Origin of the sequence: Bogoriella caseilytica (assembly GCF_003752405.1) — a bacterium.
Classification (GTDB): Bacteria; Actinomycetota; Actinomycetes; order Actinomycetales; family Actinomycetaceae; genus Allobogoriella; species Allobogoriella caseilytica.
In genome coordinates this window covers 910,830-927,213 of the sequence record NZ_RKHK01000001.1, presented here as the reverse complement: position 1 = coordinate 927,213, position 16,384 = coordinate 910,830, and the positions used below count along the sequence as shown (strand labels likewise).

Sequence of the window (16,384 nt, the reverse complement as noted above, 5' to 3'; positions counted from 1 at the left end):
CCTCTCCACCCCGCCCTCCCCCTCTGACGATTGTGGTCAGTTGGTGCCGCTCTGGGGCCGCACGAGGCATGGAAACCGGCACCAACTGACCACAATCGCGGGTGCCGGGTGCCGGGTGCCGGGTGCCGGGTGCCGGGTGCCGGGTGCCGGGTGCCGGGTGCCGGGTGCCGGGGCTAGCGGGCGAGCACGGCGCGGATCTGGGCCACCGCTCGCGTGAAGCCCTGACGTGCGTCGTCGCGATTGAAAAGCAGCAGCGTCCAGCCTGCGGCGATGAAGGCGTTGTTGCGCGCCTGGTCCTTGCGAGCCTGTTCGGCAGCAAAGTGTGTCGCGCCGTCGTACTGCATCGCCACTCGGTGCCGGCGGTAGCCCAGATCGGCCCGCGGTGACCAGGGATCGCCTTCGGTCGCGGGCACCTGCAGCTCCGGCTCGGGCAGGCCGGCGTCGAGGACCGCGAGCCGCAACGCCGTCTCCTGTGGGGAATCGACGCCGACCCGCACCAGCGGTAGCGCCGCACGAGCCTTCTTCACACCGTGCATTCCTGCGGCTTCGCTCACCACAGCGCGAAGGCGTTCGATGCCCGTCCAGGGATGGGATCTCGACTCGTACTGGGGGTACGGATGCCGGACCAGATTGTCACCGAGAGCGATGAGCTCGGTGTACTCCAGTGAACTCGCGAGCTCCAGCCAGGTCAGTTCGGGCGTGCTGATCCTGGCGCCGTCGTAGCGCTCCAGTCGGCGCGGAGCCTTCGTTGCGCGATGGCATTGCACACGGTCGAGGCGGGTGCGGGTGCCCCTCAGCTTGGGCAGCGTGAGGTGCACGGTCTCAACGTCGTGGAGAGCCGTGGGTAGCCACCATCCACGCAGGACAGCGGCAGTGGTGTGGGAGATCCAGCAGCCTTCTCGTGCGCGGGCGAGGACCACAGCGCGCTGACGGAATCGCTCGGTCGTCTCGGCCGGCACGAGTTCGCGCTGGAGGTTGATCCCTCGAGCCAGCGGGGTGATGTCACGTCGGCGCAGACGGCTTCGGTGGACGCCGGCTTCGTGCAATGCCCGCGGCGTCAGGGTCTTCCCGGCGAGGGCGGAAGGTAGCGGCTGTGGCGTTCTCATGACGCCGGATCGTCGCAGTTCGCCAGGCGATCGGGCAGAGTTTTTCCACAGTCTGGGGACAAGCTGGTGTTTGCTGCTACTTCTGCGAACACCCCGCAGACTCGGCCACCAAACCCCGCAGCGTCGGCGGCCCGCACCCCGCAGCGATTGTGGTCAGTTGGTGCCGCTCTGGTGGCGCGAGAGGCCCGGATAGCGGCTCGAATTGACCACAATCGGCCCGGGGCCCGGGGCCCGGGGCCCGGGGCCCTGGGCCCCGGGGGCAGGGAGAGCCGGGGGTCCGGATGCCCCGGGGCAGAGGCGAGCCGGGGCGCAGCTCAGGCGGCAGCGGCGGGGCGTTCGCGGTAGCGCTGCACAAAAGCGTGCAGCACGGCGTGTGAGGACTCGACGTCGGCGGTGGCCACAGCCGCGATGATCCGGTCGAGCTCTTCCTCACGGAAGTAGCCCTGGCCGCGGTACGCCTGCAACCGGGTGATGATCGAGGCGCGATCCAGCTCGGGGTGGAACTGCGTGACGTAGATGTGCGCGCCCAGCCGGTACATCTGCACCGGGCAATCGGTGGAGGTGGCGAGCAGTTCCGCGCCTGGCGGCAGCACGGAGCAGGCCTCCTTGTGCCCCACGAAGGCGGTGAAGCGGGGCGCGACCTCTCGCAGCAGTGGATCGTGCTGACCAGCCTCGGTGAGCTCGACCTGCACGGCGCCGGGCTCCTCGCCATACACACTGTCGACGACGCCGCCGGCGCTACGGGTGAGCGCGCCCACGCCGTAGCAGAGCCCGAGGAAAGGGAGGTCCTTCGCGCGGATCTCGCGCAGGATCCCGCTCAGCTCCAGCTCGACCCGGCGCTGCAGCGCGGTCTTGTCCTCCCACGGCACCGAGACGGTGAAGGGGCTGCCGCCGAGGATGACGCCGGCGTAGTCGTCGAGGTCGAGCGCGGGGAGCGGACCGGCCTCCATCCGCATGCGCACCAGCTCGCTCTCCGCGAGGTCACCCAGCCGCAGCAGTGAGGAGTACTCCTCATCTGCGACGTGGTCCTCGGCACGGGAGGCCAGGAGCAGGAACGGCTTGCGCATGAGACCAGTGAACGCCATCGCCCGCGTCAGCGCTGGCAGGACAGGCCGCTCGTCCCAGATGGCGGACGCGTTGACCTCGCGACAACCGACACCGCCCCCAGCTGGCGCCGTGACCGCCGGCCCAGAGCCAGCATCGCAGCGGCTGGCCCGGGGCGCGCGGCCCGGGCGCTGCCAGCGGATGCGAGGTGGGGGTCGAGTGTCTACGGTCGTGAGGTACGTGATCCCGACCAAGAGGAGGTCGTTATGGGGACCGACGACAAGGCGCGCAACAGCGCGCAGGAGAACAAGGGCAAGCTCAAGGAAGGCGTCGGCGACGCCATCGGCAATGAGCAGATGCAGGCCGAGGGCAAGGCCGACCAGTCCGAGGGTGCACTGAAGCAGGCCGGCGAGAAGGTCAAGGACGTCTTCAAGTGAGCTGAGCTTTTCGCACGATCGTCAGCGCCCCCGCGAGACATCGCGGGGGCGCTGTTGTGTGTCCGGGCATCGCTGCAGCCAGGCGCCGCCCGGCACCACCTGGGCCGTGCCATCGGGCCCGGCACCTCCCGGACTGGACCACCCGGGTGCTCCACGCCCGGCCCCGCCCGAAGGTCTGAGTGTCTGAGGTCACACCTCACCGTGGAACACCAATACGAGACGGACCGTTTCGAATATAAGAACGCATCCTCTCCCTCGATACTGGAGTTCCCGTGGCCTCTCTCCTCCATCGCCTCGGTCTGCTGGCCGCCCGGCGCGCCAAGACCGTCATCACCGCCTGGCTGGCCCTGCTGGTCATCGCCGTGGGCTCCTTCGCGGCCTTCGGCGGTCAGTTGAGCGACCAGATCACCGTGCCGGATATGCCCACCACCGCGGTGGCGGACCGTCTCGCCGAGGAACTGCCCGGCGCCTCCGGCGGCACCACGACCGTGGTGTTCCGCACGCTGGACGACTCGACCTTCACTGCCGCACAGCGCGAGGAGATCGCTGAGCTCGCCGAGCGTGCGGAAAACCTCGACGACGTCGACACCGTCTCCGACCCCTTCGTGGCGCAGCAGGAGATGGACGACGCCGCCGAGGAACTCGACGCTGCCCGCGCGGAGATCAGCGAGGGCTGGGCCGAGATCGAGGAGGGGCGCGAGGCGCTGCAGGCCGGGCGCGCCGCACTCGAGGAGCAGGAGGCGGTGCTCGACGCCGCACAGGCTGAGATCGACGCGCAGCGCGAGGCGGCCGAGGAGGCGGGCACGCTGGAGCTGGTCGAACCGGCACTCGCACCGGAGCAAGAACAACTCGACGCCGGCCGGGAGGAGCTCGAGAGCGCTCGGACGGAGATCGAGGAGAGCGACGCTGCACTCGACGAGGGCACCGAGGAGCTCGCCGGCGCCGAAGCCGAGCTCGATCGCGGTGCGGCGATGCTGGAGCTGTCGGAGGAGTTGCGGCTCGTGTCCGAGGACGGCACCACGGCCGTGATGATGGTGAGCTTCTCCGAGCCGCTGGAAGCGATGGGCGCGGAACAGATCGGCACGGTCGGGGATGTCTTTGCCGAGGCCTCGATCGACGGCGTGGACATCCTGCCCTCGTCCGAGCTCAGCGCCGAGGCGTTCCACTTGTTCTCTGTGGGGGAGGTCATCGGCCTGGCGGTGGCCGCGGCGGTGCTGATCATCATGCTCGGCACCCTGATCGGCGCCGGCCTGCCACTGGTGAACGCCCTGGTGGGCGTAGGGATCGGCGTGACCGGCGCGCTCGCCTTCTCCGGTGCCGTCGAGATGATGGCGATGACGCCCATCCTCGGCCTGATGCTCGGTCTGGCGGTCGGCATCGACTACGCGCTCTTCATCCTGTACCGGCACCGCAAGCAGCTGCGCGCGGGCATGGGCGTGACCGAGTCCATCGCGCTGGCCAACGGCACCTCCGGCAATGCGGTGGTCTTCGCGGGAGCCACTGTGGTGATCGCCCTCGTGGCGCTCAACCTCACCGGACTGCCCTTCCTGGGCCTGATGGGCACCGTCGGCGCGATCTGCGTGGCGATCGCGGTGCTGATGGCGGTCACCATGACGCCGGCGCTGCTGAGTCTGGTCGGTGAGCGCATCCTGCGCCGTTCCGAGCGCGCCGAGGCCGCATCGGCCCAGGCGGCCGGCCACCGCGCCGAAGAGAAGATCACCACGCCGATGGGCAACCTCAAGGCGGCCGGCATGGCCCTGGGTGCCGTCGTGCTGCTCGCCGCGATGGCCATCCCCACCTTCTCGCTACGCCTGGGCCTGCCCGATGCCAGTTCCCAGTCGGAGGACTCCAGCTCCTACCAGGCCTACGCCGCGATCGACGAGGCCTTCGGCCAGGGCATGAACGGGCCGTTGCTCGTCGTGGCCGATCTCGAGCCCGGTCTGGACGAGGGTGGGGCCACCGATCTGCAGATCGAGGTGGCGCGCGAGCTCGCGACGCATGACGACGTCGCCGCCGCGGTGCCGGTCGGCCTGAACGAGGACTTCGACGTCGCCGTCTTCCAGCTCGTCCCGGAGGAGGGGCCGGCGAGCGAAGCGGTGGAGGCGCTCGTCCACGAGTTGCGCGGCGGCGAGATGCTCACCGGCGCCGAGTTCAGCGGGGTGGAACTGTCCGTCGCCGGCCTGACGGCGGCGAACATCGACATCTCCGACTTCGTGGGTGACGCCTTCCCGCTCTATCTGGTGGTGGTCATCGGCTTGTCGCTGGTGCTGATGACCATGGTGTTCCGCTCCCTGGTGTTGCCATTGATCGCCACCGCGGGCTTCGTGCTCTCCTTCGCCGCCGCGCTCGGTGGCGTGGTCGCAGTTTTCCAGTGGGGATGGCTCAGCGGCCTCTTCGGGGTGACCGAACCCGGCCCCGTGCTGAGCTTCCTGCCCATCGTGATGGTCGGAATCCTCTTCGGGCTGGCGATGGACTACCAGCTCTTCACCGCCTCCGGCATGCGTGAGGCCTATGCCCACGGCTCCGCGCCGCGGCTCGCGGTGCGCCAGGGCTTGCACGCCGGCCGGGCGGTGGTCACCGCGGCCGCGCTGATCATGGCTTCGGTCTTCGGCGGGTTCATCTTCGCCGGCGATCCGATGGTGTCCTCCATCGGGCTGGCCCTGGCGCTTGGGGTCCTGCTGGACGCCTTCGTGGTGCGGCTCGTGCTCGTGCCGGCCTTGCTGCACCTGGTCGGTCCGGCCGCCTGGTGGCTGCCCTCGTGGCTCGACAAGCTTCTGCCCGACGTCGATGTGGAGGGCGCCAGGCTCGAGCGCGGCTAGTTGCGGGGCTCGATGCCCTCGAGCACGGTGCGCACCAGGGCGCGGCCCCATTCCTGATCCGGCTCGCCGCCGGCGATGATCCGGAGGATCACCGGGTCGATCAGGGCGGCGGCGGCGGCCCGGGGGTCGGTGTCGGGGTGCACCGAGCCGGTTGCCAGCTCGGCGCGGATGCGCTCGGTCAGCGCGTCCTGGTCCCAGACGCGGTAGTCATCCAGCATTTCCTTGGCGCCGTCCCCGGAGTGGAGCAGCGCGGACAGGAGTGAACGGGCCATGGCCAAGGCGCTCTCGGTGAAGCCGATCCGGAGGGCTTCGGCCATCCAGTCGTAGAGATCTGCGCGCAGATCTCCGGTGTGGGGCACCGAGGTGAACTGGCTCTTGACGTCTCCCGAGAGAAAGGCCTCGAGGATGACGGCCGACTTGTTGTCCCACCAGCGGTAGATGGTCTGTTTGCCCACGCCCGCTGCGGCCGCGATGCCCTCGACGGTGATGTCCTCGAAGGGCACCTCTTCGAGGAGCCGCGCGGCCGCGACCAGCACGGCGCGGTGGGAGGCTTCGCTGCGGGGACGCCCCCGCCGGGGTGCCTCATCTCCAGCGACATCGCTCATTCAGTCAGTCTAGGAGGCAGGGGAGCCCGGCACGCACGAGTCGCATGACAGCTGTCATACCCAGGTGGTGACCGCGGGGGATCGTGGCCGCGGCCGCCGTGACGACAGGCTGGATGCATGATCAGTACATCAGCGAGCGAGGCCGTCCACCTTGACGGCGTCGTCAAGGAGTTCGGCCGCGGCAGCCATCGGGTACGCGCGGTCGACGGCGTGGACCTGTCCATCGGCCGCGGAGAGGTGGTGGCCTTCCTCGGGCCGAACGGTGCTGGCAAGACCACCACCCTTGACATGGTCCTCGGCTTGACCGCACCGAGTGCAGGCACCGCCAGGGTGCACGGACTGTCGCCGCGCGAGGCCGTCCTGACCGGCCGGGTCTCGGGCGTGCTGCAGTCCGGTGGCCTGCTCCGCGACCTCTCCGTCGGCGAGACCGTGACCATGATCGCCTCGACTTTCCGGAACCACGCCCGAGTCGCGGAGGTCATCCGCCGAGCGGACCTAGAGGGTATGGAGAAGCGCAAGGTCTCCAAGCTCTCCGGTGGCGAGCAGCAGCGACTGCGTTTCGCCCTGGCGCTGCTTCCCGATCCGGATCTCCTCATCCTCGATGAACCCACCGCCGGCATGGACGTCTCCACGCGGCGACAGTTCTGGGACACCATGCGCGCCGATGCCGACAACGGCCGGACCGTCGTCTTCGCCACGCACTACCTCGAGGAGGCGGACACGTTCGCCGAGCGCATCATCATGATCGCCGGCGGACGGATCGTGGCGGATGGCAGCACGGCGCAGATCCGTGCGCGCGCTACCGGGCGCACTGTCACTGCCCGGCTGGACGGTCCCCATCGCGCCACCGGCCTGCGGCGGCTCCGCAGCCTCGACGGCGTCTCCGCCGTCCATGAAGAGGGCCCGCGCGTACGAGTCCACGCCGCCGATTCCGATGCCGTGGCGCGTGCCCTCCTGGGTGAGCTCGGCGGCAGCGATCTGGAGATCACCACCGGATCGCTCGATGACGCCTTCACCACCCTGACCTCAGCGCCTGGCGCTGGCACCGTCTCGCAGATCCCGGCCGGGGAGGCCTCGCGATGAACCTCACGTACACCGTGATCGAACTCAAGCGGGTCAGCCGCGACCTCACCTCGATGTTCTTCATCGCCGTGCTCCCGGCCCTGCTCTTCCTGATCTTCGGCTCAGTCCAGGACTACTCCGACGACTCAGCCGGAAACGGCAATGTGACCCTGTATGTGATGGCCTCGATGGCTGCCTACGGTGCCGTGATCACCACCACCGGAGTGGGCGGCGCCGCGGCCGTGGAACGCATGCAGGGCTGGGGCCGCCAGCTGGGCCTGACCCCCATGCGCGACGGCGGCTACGTGGCGGCGAAGTCGACGGTCGCCCTGGTGATCGCTCTGATTCCCATCAGTTTGATCTACCTGCTCGGCTATCTCACCGGCGCCGAGGGCACCGCGGGGGCCTGGGTGTTCTCCGCCCTGATCGTGGTGGCGGGCGCCGGGGTGTTCTCGCTGTACGGCCTGGCGGTGGGCCTGATCTTCCGCTCCGAGGCCGCCGTGGGTGCGGCGAGCGGCTCGCTGGTGATCCTGGCCTTCCTGGGCAATCTGTTCTTCCCGCTCTCGGGAGTCATGTTGACCATCGCCAAGTTCACCCCCTTGTACGGCTTCGCCCAGCTCGCGCGCCGGCCCATCACCGAGGGCGCGCTCGTGAGCGTCGACGCCACCGGTCCGCCCGAGTTCGAGCCCTTGTGGGTCCCCCTGGTCAACCTGGGGGCCTGGACCCTCGTCTTCGCCGTGGCGTGCGTGCTGCTGGTGCGCCGCGGCCGCAGGCGCCAGTAGCGCCGGCCGCCCGACACGCCCGACACGCACAGGAGAAGATGGGACCGTGACCCCGTCAGCACCCGCTCCGACCGAGGAGCAGCGGATCCCCGCCTCGCCGTGGGACAAGTTCGGCTGGCTCATGGGTGTGGTGTGGCTGGTGTTCCTGGTCTTCCCCCTCCTCGGGGCCTGGGAGCTTGACCACCCCCTTCCACGCTGGACCGGCATCGCGCTGGTGGCGGTCTTCGCCGTGCTCTACGTCGCGGGCTTCTCCCGCGCTCTGGCAGACACTCCCACCTCACGCCGCGTCGATCGGATGATCCTCGCCGGGCTGGTCGTGCTGTTCGCCCTGACCTACGCGCTGGTGGGGATGGAGGCCGCCGGCATGACGAACTACCTGATCGCCTTCTCGCTGTTTCTCAAACCCACCCGGGCGGCCTTTGTCCTCGCCGGGACCTGGCTGCTGGTCACCACCGCCCTGGTGCTCGCCTCAGGCGATCCGGGCCGGTGGTGGTTCTACATCGTGATCAACGTGCTGACCGGGGCTTTCCTCACCCTGATCGTCGTCATCGGGAACCGGCAGGAACAGCACGATCAGGTGGTCAACGATCGCAACGTCATCGCCGAACGGGAGCGGGTGGCCCGCGATGTGCACGATGTGCTGGGTCACAGCCTGACGGTGGTGACGGTGCGCGCTGAGCTCGCCGAGCGCCTCGTGGACAGTGATCCCGAAGCCGCCAAGGCCGAACTGGCCCAGTTGCGGGCGCTCACCCGCGAGGCGCTCGGCGAGGTGCGAGCCACGGTGGCCGGTCTGCGAGTGGTGCGCCTGTCCGATGAGCTGGACAGCGCCCGGCTGGCACTGCGCGGAGCGGGGATCGAGGCGCAGCTGCCGGAGGGGCCCGACGCCGTCGACCCGCGCCGGCGGTTGGTGCTGGCCTGGGTGCTGCGCGAGGCCGTGACCAACGTGCTGCGCCACTCCCAGGCGAACCGATGCCAGGTGGTCTTCCACCCCGAGGGCATGGTCGTCTCCGACAACGGCGTCGGTTGCGGGCCCGGAGACGCCGATTCCACAGGACTGCGGGGCGTACGCGAACGTGTGGTGGGCGCCGGTGGCCAGGTGAGCATCACAGCCGCCGACCCCCACGACCCGGAGTTCCCGGGAACCCGATTGGAGGTCAGCTGGTGAACGCCATCCGGCTCCTCATCGCCGACGACCAGGCGCTGGTGCGCGGGGGATTGGCCGCGCTGCTGAACCTCGAACCGGATCTTGAGGTGGTCGCCGAGGCCGGCCGTCACGACGAGGTACTGCCCGCGGTACGTGCCCATCGCCCCGATGTGTGCCTGCTCGACATCGAGATGCCCGGGGCCTTCGCCGGCGTGAGCGACGGAATCGACGTCGCGGCCCTGCTCGCTCGGGAGGAACCGCAGGTGCGTTCGCTGATCGTGACCACCTTCGGCCGGCCCGGCTACCTCCGCCGCGCCATGGAGTCCGGCGCCGCCGGCTTCGTGGTCAAGGACACCCCGGCCGCCGAACTGGCCGAAGCCGTGCGCAAGGTCCACGCCGGCCAGCACGTGGTGGATCCGGTGCTCGCCACCGAGTCGCTCGCCGGGGGCGCCAACCCCCTCACCGCCCGGGAACAGGAGATCCTGCGTGTGGCGCTCCGCGGAGCTCCCGTGGCCGAGATCGCCGCAGCGGTGCACCTCTCCCAGGGCACCGTGCGCAACTACCTCTCCTCGGCTATCGCCAAGACCGCGACCGCGAATCGGATCGAGGCGGCGCGGGCTGCCCAGCGACACGGCTGGATGTAGTTCCCGATCAGCGCACGCTGCTCCGACCTCTTCCCTCCGTTATCAATATGTGACATTTTAGTGAGGCCCCTCGGTCACTCATGAGGCCGGGAGGCAGACATGGCGCAATGCCGCGCCGGACCATTCAGGCGGCCCTGCGGACCTCGCGGGGTCGCTCCGGGAAAGAAGTCAGGGGGACTTCATGACCACATCATCACCACGCCGCGTGCGGATCACCGCCGGTGTCGCCGCAGCGGCCGCCACGCTCCTGATGGGCAGCCAGGCAGTCGCCGCTCAGGAACGCGTCGCCGAGGTACCCGTCGTCGATCGCCACACCATTGCGACCCCGTTGTCCGCTGCCGCCTCCCAGTCGTGGAGCGCGGAGCGGATGGAAGCCGCCGTCCCCCGTGATCTGCCCGAGACCGGCGGCCAGGTGACCACTGAGGTGGCAGTGGGAGACCCGCTGGTGATCCTCGGCGAGACGGCAGAGCCCGAGGTGCGGGCCGAGCTGCTCGAAGAGGCCGCGCTGGATGCCGGCATCGCCTCGGAGACGCCGGTGTCGCACATCGGCAAGGTCTTCTTCACCATCGCCGGCGTGGACTACGTCTGCTCAGCCAACTCGGTCGTCTCCGACAACGACGCCACCGTCGCCACGGCGGGCCACTGCCTGAACGACGGCGCCGGAACCTTCGCCAGTGACTTCATCTTCGTGCCCGCTTACGACAACGGGCAGGCTCCCTACGGCCAATGGCCTGCCGTGGATCTGATCACCGCCAGCGCATGGAGCCAGCAGGAGGACATCAACTACGACATCGGCTTCGCGGTGGTCAGCAGCTCCGATGGCGCCAGCCTCACCGAGGCTGTGGGGGCCTCGGGAGTGGCCTTCAACCAGCCCCGCGGACAGAGCTACACCGCCTACGGCTACCCGGCGGGCTTCCCCTTTGATGGTGAGACGCTCGAGACCTGTGCCGGAGTGGCTCAGAACGACACCTTCGGCGGCACCCAGTCCATCGGGATCCCCTGCGACATGACCGGCGGTTCCTCCGGGGGCCCGTGGCTACTCGGCTCCGGGCCCACCGGGGTGCAGAACTCCGTGAACTCCTTCGGGTACCACGCCCTGCCGGACGTCATGTTCGGCCCCTACTGGGGAGAGGTCGCCGAGGCGGTGTACGCAGCCGCGCAGGAGTAGGTTCCAGCCAGGAGCTTGACGGTGCGGCCGCAGCTGCCCTCGGTGAGATCACCCCGCAGTCATCGCGATGAGCATGCGAAACTGCGCGGGTGACCACCCTGAGCGCTGAGGACGTCATCGCTGAACTGCGCACCGCCGTCTCCGGCGAGGTTGACGCCTCGCCGCGGCGTCGCGCGGAGTACTCCACTGACGCCTCGAACTACCGGGTGGCGCCTCAGGTGGTGGTCGCTCCGCGCGACGCCGATGACGTCCTCGCCGCCCTGGACGTCGCGCGGCGCACCGGCACCCCGGTGACCGCCCGCGGCGGCGGTACGTCCACTGCGGGGAACTCCATCGGCCCGGGCATGGTGCTCGACTTCTCCGTGCACATGAACCGCGTGCTCTCGCTGGACCCGGAGGCCCGCACCGCCGTCGTCCAGCCCGGCGTCGTCGAAAGCAGCCTCCAGGCGGTCGCGAAACCGCACGGGCTGCGCTTCGGCCCGGATCCGTCCTCCCAGAACCGCGCCACCATCGGCGGCATGATCGGGAACAACGCCTGCGGCCCGCACGCGCTGTCCTACGGCCGCACCGCCGACAACACCCGCCGACTAGACGTCGTCGACGGCCTCGGACGGCGATGGCAGGCCGGGTCAGGATCGGGCGCACTCGCGGCCGTCCCGGGCCTGGAGGAGCTGGTCCGCGCCCATCTCGCCACCATCCGCACCGACCTCGGTCGCTTCAAGCGTCAGGTCTCGGGCTACTCCATGGAACATCTGCTCCCGGAGAACGGCTCACACCTCGCCCGCATGCTGGTGGGCACCGAAGGCACGCTTGTCACCGTGCTCGAAGCTGAGGTGGACCTGGTGCCGCTGGCCACCAAGCCGGTGCTCGTCGCCCTGGGATATCCGGACATGGCCACGGCCGCCGACGCCGTGCCGGCCCTGCTGGATTTCGACCCGCTGGCGATCGAGGGCCTGGACGCCAAGCTCGTGGACGTGGTGCGCCGGCACAAGGGCGACGCCGCGATCCCGCCGCTGCCCGCGGGCGGCGGTTGGCTGATGATCGAACTCGGCCCGCGTGAGGGCGAGGACGCCGAGGACGTGCTGGCTCGCGCCGAGCAGCTGGCCGCGGCGGGCCAGACCGAGGCCCGCACCATCCTGGCGCCGGGCCCGCAGGCCGACGCGCTCTGGCGGATCCGTGCCGACGGCGCCGGCCTGGGCGGGCGCACCCCATCGAACGCCCCCGCCTGGCCCGGGTGGGAGGACGCCGCGGTGCCCCCGGAACGCCTGGGGGACTACCTGCGCGACTTCCAGGACCTCATGGACCAGCGCGGAGTGGACGGGCTGCTGTACGGGCATTTCGGCGACGGCTGCGTGCACGTGCGCCTGGACCTACCCCTGGACACTCCCGAGGGGATCTCTCCGTCGCGGGAGTTCCTCGAGGCCGCCGCCGATCTGGTGGCCGGCTACGGCGGCTCCCTGTCTGGTGAGCACGGCGATGGCCGGCAGCGCTCGGAGCTGCTGCCGAAGATGTTCCTGCCCGAGACCATCGAGCTCTTCGGTCAGGTCAAGCGGCTCTTCGATCCGGAGAACCACCTCAATCCCGGCGTACTGGTCAATCCGATGGCCTTGGATGTGGATCTGCGCCGGCCCTTCGCTCGCTCGCTGAACGACCAGCGCGGTTTCGCCTTCCTCGAGGACGGCGGCGACTTCACCACGGCCGTGCACCGCTGCACCGGCGTGGGCAAGTGCCGGGCGGACACCTCCGAGGCCGGCGGATTCATGTGCCCCAGCTACCTGGCCACCAAGGATGAGAAGGACGTCACCCGCGGCCGCGCCCGCGTGCTGCAGGAACTGACGCGCTCACCCAGCGCCGGTGGGCCCGATCTGGTGCGCGGCTTCGACGATCCGGGTCTGGCCGCCTCCCTCGACCTGTGCCTGTCCTGCAAGGCCTGTGCCTCGGACTGCCCCACCGGCACCGACGTGGCGAGCTACAAGTCCGAGGTGCTCTACCGCAAGTACCAGGGCAAGGTCCGCCCGCGCACCCACTACCTGCTCGGGCAGCTGCCCCGGTGGTCCGGGCTGGTGACCCGGGTGCCGGGCTTGGCGCGCCTGGTCAACACCGCGGCCCGCCTGCGGCCCCTCACGAAGCTGATCATGCGTGCCGGCGGGATGGATACCCGGCGGCAGATGGTGCGCTTCGCCGAACAGCGGTTCAGTTCCTGGGCCCGCAGCCCGCAGGGTGAGCGCGCCGGGCGCCAGGGCGACGGACCGGCAGCGAGGGGTGAGGCGACCGGTGCCATGGCGGCGGACCGCCCCGGCCACCGGCGCGTGGTGCTCTGGGCCGACTCCTTCTCCGAGACCCTTGATGGCAACGGCGCCCGTGCCACCCTGGCCGTGCTGCGTGAGGCCGGCTACGACGTCGTCCTGCCAGACCAGCCGGTCTGCTGCGGGCTGACCTGGACGACGACCGGCCAACTCGATGGTGCCCGCGCACGGCTGCGGACCCTGCTCGATGTGCTCGGGCCCCTCGCCGCCGAGGGCGTGCCGATCATCGGCGTCGAGCCCTCGTGTACTGCGGCTCTACGCTCCGACCTCGTGGAGCTCCTGCCCGACGATCCGCGTTCGCGTGAGGTGGCGGGATCGGTCCGCACCCTCGCCGAGCTCCTCACCGCGCCGGCGCCGCAGGGGCCCAGGGAGGACTGGCAGCCGCCGTCGCTCGAGGGCGTGGAGGTCGTGGCTCAGCCGCACTGTCATCACCATGCCGTGATGGGCTGGGACGCCGACGAAGCGCTGTTGACCCGTGCGGGTGCGAGCGTGCAGCGACTGGCCGGCTGCTGCGGTCTGGCCGGGAACTTCGGCATGGAGGCCGGCCACTACGAGACCTCGGTGGCCGTGGCCGAGAACAGCCTCCTCCCGGCGCTGGCGGGGGCTGGGCTGGAGTCGGTGTACCTGGCCGACGGCTTCTCCTGCCGCACCCAGGCCGAGCAACTGGCCGGGCGCCGCGGCGTGACCCTGGCCGAACTGCTGCTGCGCGACTAGCGCACGTAGGTGCGCACCCAACGAGCGAGTTCGGCGTGCGCGCGGTCGCGCACCGGTTTGGCGGAGAGCATCACATCGTGCACGGCGCCATCGAGGCGCAGCAGCGTCAGGTGCGGGCCGAGCTGGAGGGCGCGGCGGCGCATCTGCTCGACGTCCAGCACCACATCGCTCTCACGCATCTCGGGCGACCACTTAGGAGTCAGCACGGTACGGCCCGAGGTCATCACCAGCACCGGGCAGGTGATCTCCAGGCCATCGGCAACCTGGGCATGGCCGTCCAAGACGGCGCGGAGCCAGCCGGCCCGCACGATGGCGCGCTCCAGCCGCCAGGCCGGATCGGGGTTCCACCCGACGATGAAGGGATCGTCGTCAGGGCCTTCCGGGCGTGGGCCCTGCTCTTCATCCCAGCCGGTGAGGGTGCGCTGATAATGCGAGCCGCCACCCACCGGAAGCGCCGTCTTGGGCTGGGCCTTGGCCAACCCGCTGGTGACCGGTTGGGCCAGGCCGCGCATGATCGCTGAGCCCTGGAGCTCCAGCCACGGAGAGTTCAGTATCAGCCCGGCCAGGGCCCCGGGGTGGCGGTGCGCCCAGAGCGCGGCCGTGAGCCCACCTGTGGAATGGCCGCCCAGGACCAGGGGGATGTTCCGGCCATGCTCGCTGCGGATGAGGCGCAGTGCGGCGTGGAGATCCTCGTCGTAGGTGTGCAGCGACTCCATGTAGCCGCGCGTCTGGTGGGCGCGCAGGGATCGGCCGTACTTGCGCAGATCGAGCGCGTAGAAGGCCCCGCCGAGCTGGGAGAAGCGCCGGGCGATATCGGCCTGGTAGAAGTAGTCGTTCCAACCGTGCAGGTAGAGCACGGCGAAGGAGCCGGGTGAGCTCGGGGTGTCCCGGAAGGCCTGAGGGTCATCGGCCGGCCGGTGACGGACCACGGTGGCGTCGACGGGGCCCTCATCGTCGGCGAGCAGAGGCAGGGTCTGGGCCTCGAAGCCCGCGCCGAGCACATCGGGCGACCAGCGCCCGGCCGGAACCGGCTCCGGCAGCGGGATGTCGGCAGCCTCGGGGCTGGTGGTGGTTGGTGCCGAGGGCGCAGAAGGAGCCGAGGGTGCCGAAGGCGTCATCTCTCCATGATGCTACGAATGCCCGGCCCTCGCCCCCTCCGCCGGCCGCCAGCCGCACCGCCCTCTCCGCGATTGTGCGCGCCCGCGCTCTCCGCGATTGTGCGCGCCAAACGTCGGAATAGATGCACGCCGGGGCGCCCAGAGCGACATCTAGTGAGCACAATCGCGCCGGGGTGGCGGGCCCCCGGTGCTGGCTCTGCGGGAGCGGCTAGCGCTGAGGGGAGACCGCGCGGAGGAATCGGCCGAGCAGTGCCTCCACCTGCTGGCACTCGATGAGGAACCCGTCATGACCGTAGGGCGAGCGCACGGTCCCCACCGGTCCGGCGCCAGGGATCGCGCGTGCGATGCGCTCAGACTCCTCCGGGTAGAACAGCCGGTCGGAGTCCACCGCGAGCACGAGCGCCTCGGCGGTGATCTGCGCGAGCGCGGCCTCCACCCCGCCGCGATCACGGCCGACGTCGTGAGTGATCATCGCGCGGGTCAGCGCCACGTACGAGCCGGCGTCGAAGCGCTCAGCCAGCTTCGCCGCATGGTGATCGAGGTAGGACTGCACCGCCAGGCGCCCGCCGTGCAGCGGCTCCTCGCCGCCCTGAGGGAAGCGGCCGAAGCGCGCATCCAGCTCCGCGGGGGAGCGGTAGGTGGTGTGCGCGATCGACCGGGCGAGGCCGAGCCCGCGGTGTGGCCCCTCTCCCGGCGCTGCCTGGTAGTAGTCACCACCCCGCCAGCCCGGGTCCAGCTCGATGGCGGCCAGCTGCGTGTGCGCCCAGGCCACCTGTTCCGCGGTGGTCTGGGCGCCGGTGGCGATGGGCGCGATGGCGCGCACGCGCTCCGGGGCGGTCACCGCCCACTCGAGCACGCGGTTGCCGCCCACCGAGGCGCCGATCACCGCCGCCCACTGACCGATGCCGAGCAGGTCGGTGAGCTCCAGCTCAGCAGCCACCTGGTCGCGCACGGTCAGGTGCGGGAACCGTGAGCCCCACGGCGTGCCGTTCGGCGCAGGGGAGGCCGGACCGGTCGTCCCCTGGCATCCACCCAGCACGTTCGGCGCCACCACGAAGTACCGGTTGGTGTCGATAGCCTTGCCCGGGCCGACCAGCTGCTCCCACCATCCCGGCGCATCCTCGGGCCCGTGCGACGCCACATGGGACTCACCGGTCAGGGCATGCAGGATCAGTACCGCATTGTCGCCCGCGGCGTTCAGCCGGCCCCAGGACTCGTAGGCGATCGTCACCGCGGGCAGTCGCCCACCCACCTCCAATGCCAGGGATCCGATCTCGGCGAAGCTGCGGTGGCCGGGGTCATCCCCGGGCCGCCAGGCGCCGGTGGCGGGAAGGGAGTCGACGTCGATCACCCGACGGCGCGGCCGGCCTGGCTGGCTCGGCTGCTGGCCGGGAAGCGCCCCACTGTGCTGGTGGTGGGCGCGGCGGTCGTTCAC

General features: G+C 70.3%; 13 protein-coding genes. 8 read left to right on the top strand and 5 right to left on the bottom strand.

Annotated features, from left to right (window positions below; translation table 11 throughout):
* Positions 1-173: 173 nt before the first annotated feature.
* The gene (locus tag EDD31_RS14700) at positions 174-1,106 is read right to left on the bottom strand and encodes a hypothetical protein (RefSeq protein ID WP_170163124.1); all 933 of its coding nucleotides are present in this window, start codon (positions 1,104-1,106) and stop codon (positions 174-176) included.
* A gap of 314 nt (positions 1,107-1,420) precedes the next feature.
* Complete coding sequence (locus tag EDD31_RS04135; protein WP_123305122.1) at positions 1,421-2,173, bottom strand: glutamine amidotransferase; 753 nt, start codon at positions 2,171-2,173, stop codon at positions 1,421-1,423.
* A gap of 243 nt (positions 2,174-2,416) precedes the next feature.
* On the opposite strand from EDD31_RS04135, the gene EDD31_RS04130 reads away from it, so the two are divergent.
* The gene (locus tag EDD31_RS04130; protein WP_123303034.1) at positions 2,417-2,587 is read left to right on the top strand and encodes a CsbD family protein; all 171 of its coding nucleotides are present in this window, start codon (positions 2,417-2,419) and stop codon (positions 2,585-2,587) included.
* Between the two features lie 272 nt (positions 2,588-2,859).
* Entirely contained in the window at positions 2,860-5,406 is a 2,547-nt protein-coding gene (locus EDD31_RS04125; protein ID WP_123303033.1) for an MMPL family transporter, read from the top strand.
* On the opposite strand, the gene EDD31_RS04120 is transcribed toward EDD31_RS04125, so the two are convergent.
* The gene (locus tag EDD31_RS04120) at positions 5,403-6,011 is read right to left on the bottom strand and encodes a TetR/AcrR family transcriptional regulator (RefSeq protein WP_123303032.1); all 609 of its coding nucleotides are present in this window, start codon (positions 6,009-6,011) and stop codon (positions 5,403-5,405) included. The two genes, EDD31_RS04125 and EDD31_RS04120, sit on opposite strands and share 4 nt — an antisense overlap.
* Before the next feature lie 117 nt (positions 6,012-6,128).
* Here EDD31_RS04120 and EDD31_RS04115 point away from each other — a divergent pair, with 117 nt between their 5' ends.
* The 6 genes from EDD31_RS04115 (at position 6,129) to EDD31_RS04090 (ending at position 13,831) form a co-directional block, all read left to right on the top strand.
* Positions 6,129-7,094 carry an ABC transporter ATP-binding protein gene (locus EDD31_RS04115; RefSeq protein WP_123303031.1) on the top strand — a complete coding sequence of 322 codons (966 nt, stop codon included), beginning with the start codon at positions 6,129-6,131 and terminating at the stop codon, positions 7,092-7,094.
* Positions 7,091-7,855, top strand: coding sequence for an ABC transporter permease (locus tag EDD31_RS04110; RefSeq protein WP_123303030.1), 765 nt, complete (start codon positions 7,091-7,093; stop codon positions 7,853-7,855). The genes EDD31_RS04115 and EDD31_RS04110 overlap by 4 nt, the downstream gene beginning before the upstream one ends.
* A 46-nt stretch (positions 7,856-7,901) precedes the next feature.
* The gene (locus tag EDD31_RS14970) at positions 7,902-9,020 is read left to right on the top strand and encodes a sensor histidine kinase (RefSeq protein ID WP_245990883.1); all 1,119 of its coding nucleotides are present in this window, start codon (positions 7,902-7,904) and stop codon (positions 9,018-9,020) included.
* On the top strand, positions 9,014-9,643 hold the full coding sequence (locus EDD31_RS04100; RefSeq protein WP_245991279.1) for a response regulator transcription factor: 630 nt from the start codon (positions 9,014-9,016) through the stop codon (positions 9,641-9,643). Before EDD31_RS14970 ends, EDD31_RS04100 begins: the two co-directional genes overlap by 7 nt.
* A 181-nt stretch (positions 9,644-9,824) precedes the next feature.
* Positions 9,825-10,811, top strand: a complete 987-nt coding sequence (locus tag EDD31_RS04095) for a trypsin-like serine peptidase (RefSeq protein ID WP_148058859.1) — start codon at positions 9,825-9,827, stop codon at positions 10,809-10,811.
* A gap of 89 nt (positions 10,812-10,900) precedes the next feature.
* Positions 10,901-13,831: an FAD-binding and (Fe-S)-binding domain-containing protein gene (locus EDD31_RS04090; RefSeq protein ID WP_123303027.1), complete on the top strand. Its 2,931-nt coding sequence runs from the start codon at positions 10,901-10,903 to the stop codon at positions 13,829-13,831.
* On the opposite strand, the gene EDD31_RS04085 is transcribed toward EDD31_RS04090, so the two are convergent.
* Positions 13,828-14,949, bottom strand: coding sequence for an alpha/beta hydrolase (locus EDD31_RS04085; RefSeq protein WP_123303026.1), 1,122 nt, complete (start codon positions 14,947-14,949; stop codon positions 13,828-13,830). The two genes, EDD31_RS04090 and EDD31_RS04085, sit on opposite strands and share 4 nt — an antisense overlap.
* A gap of 208 nt (positions 14,950-15,157) precedes the next feature.
* Positions 15,158-16,384 (bottom strand): homoserine O-acetyltransferase MetX, encoded by a 1,227-nt coding sequence (gene metX, locus EDD31_RS04080; protein WP_425453686.1) that lies wholly within the window; start codon positions 16,382-16,384, stop codon positions 15,158-15,160.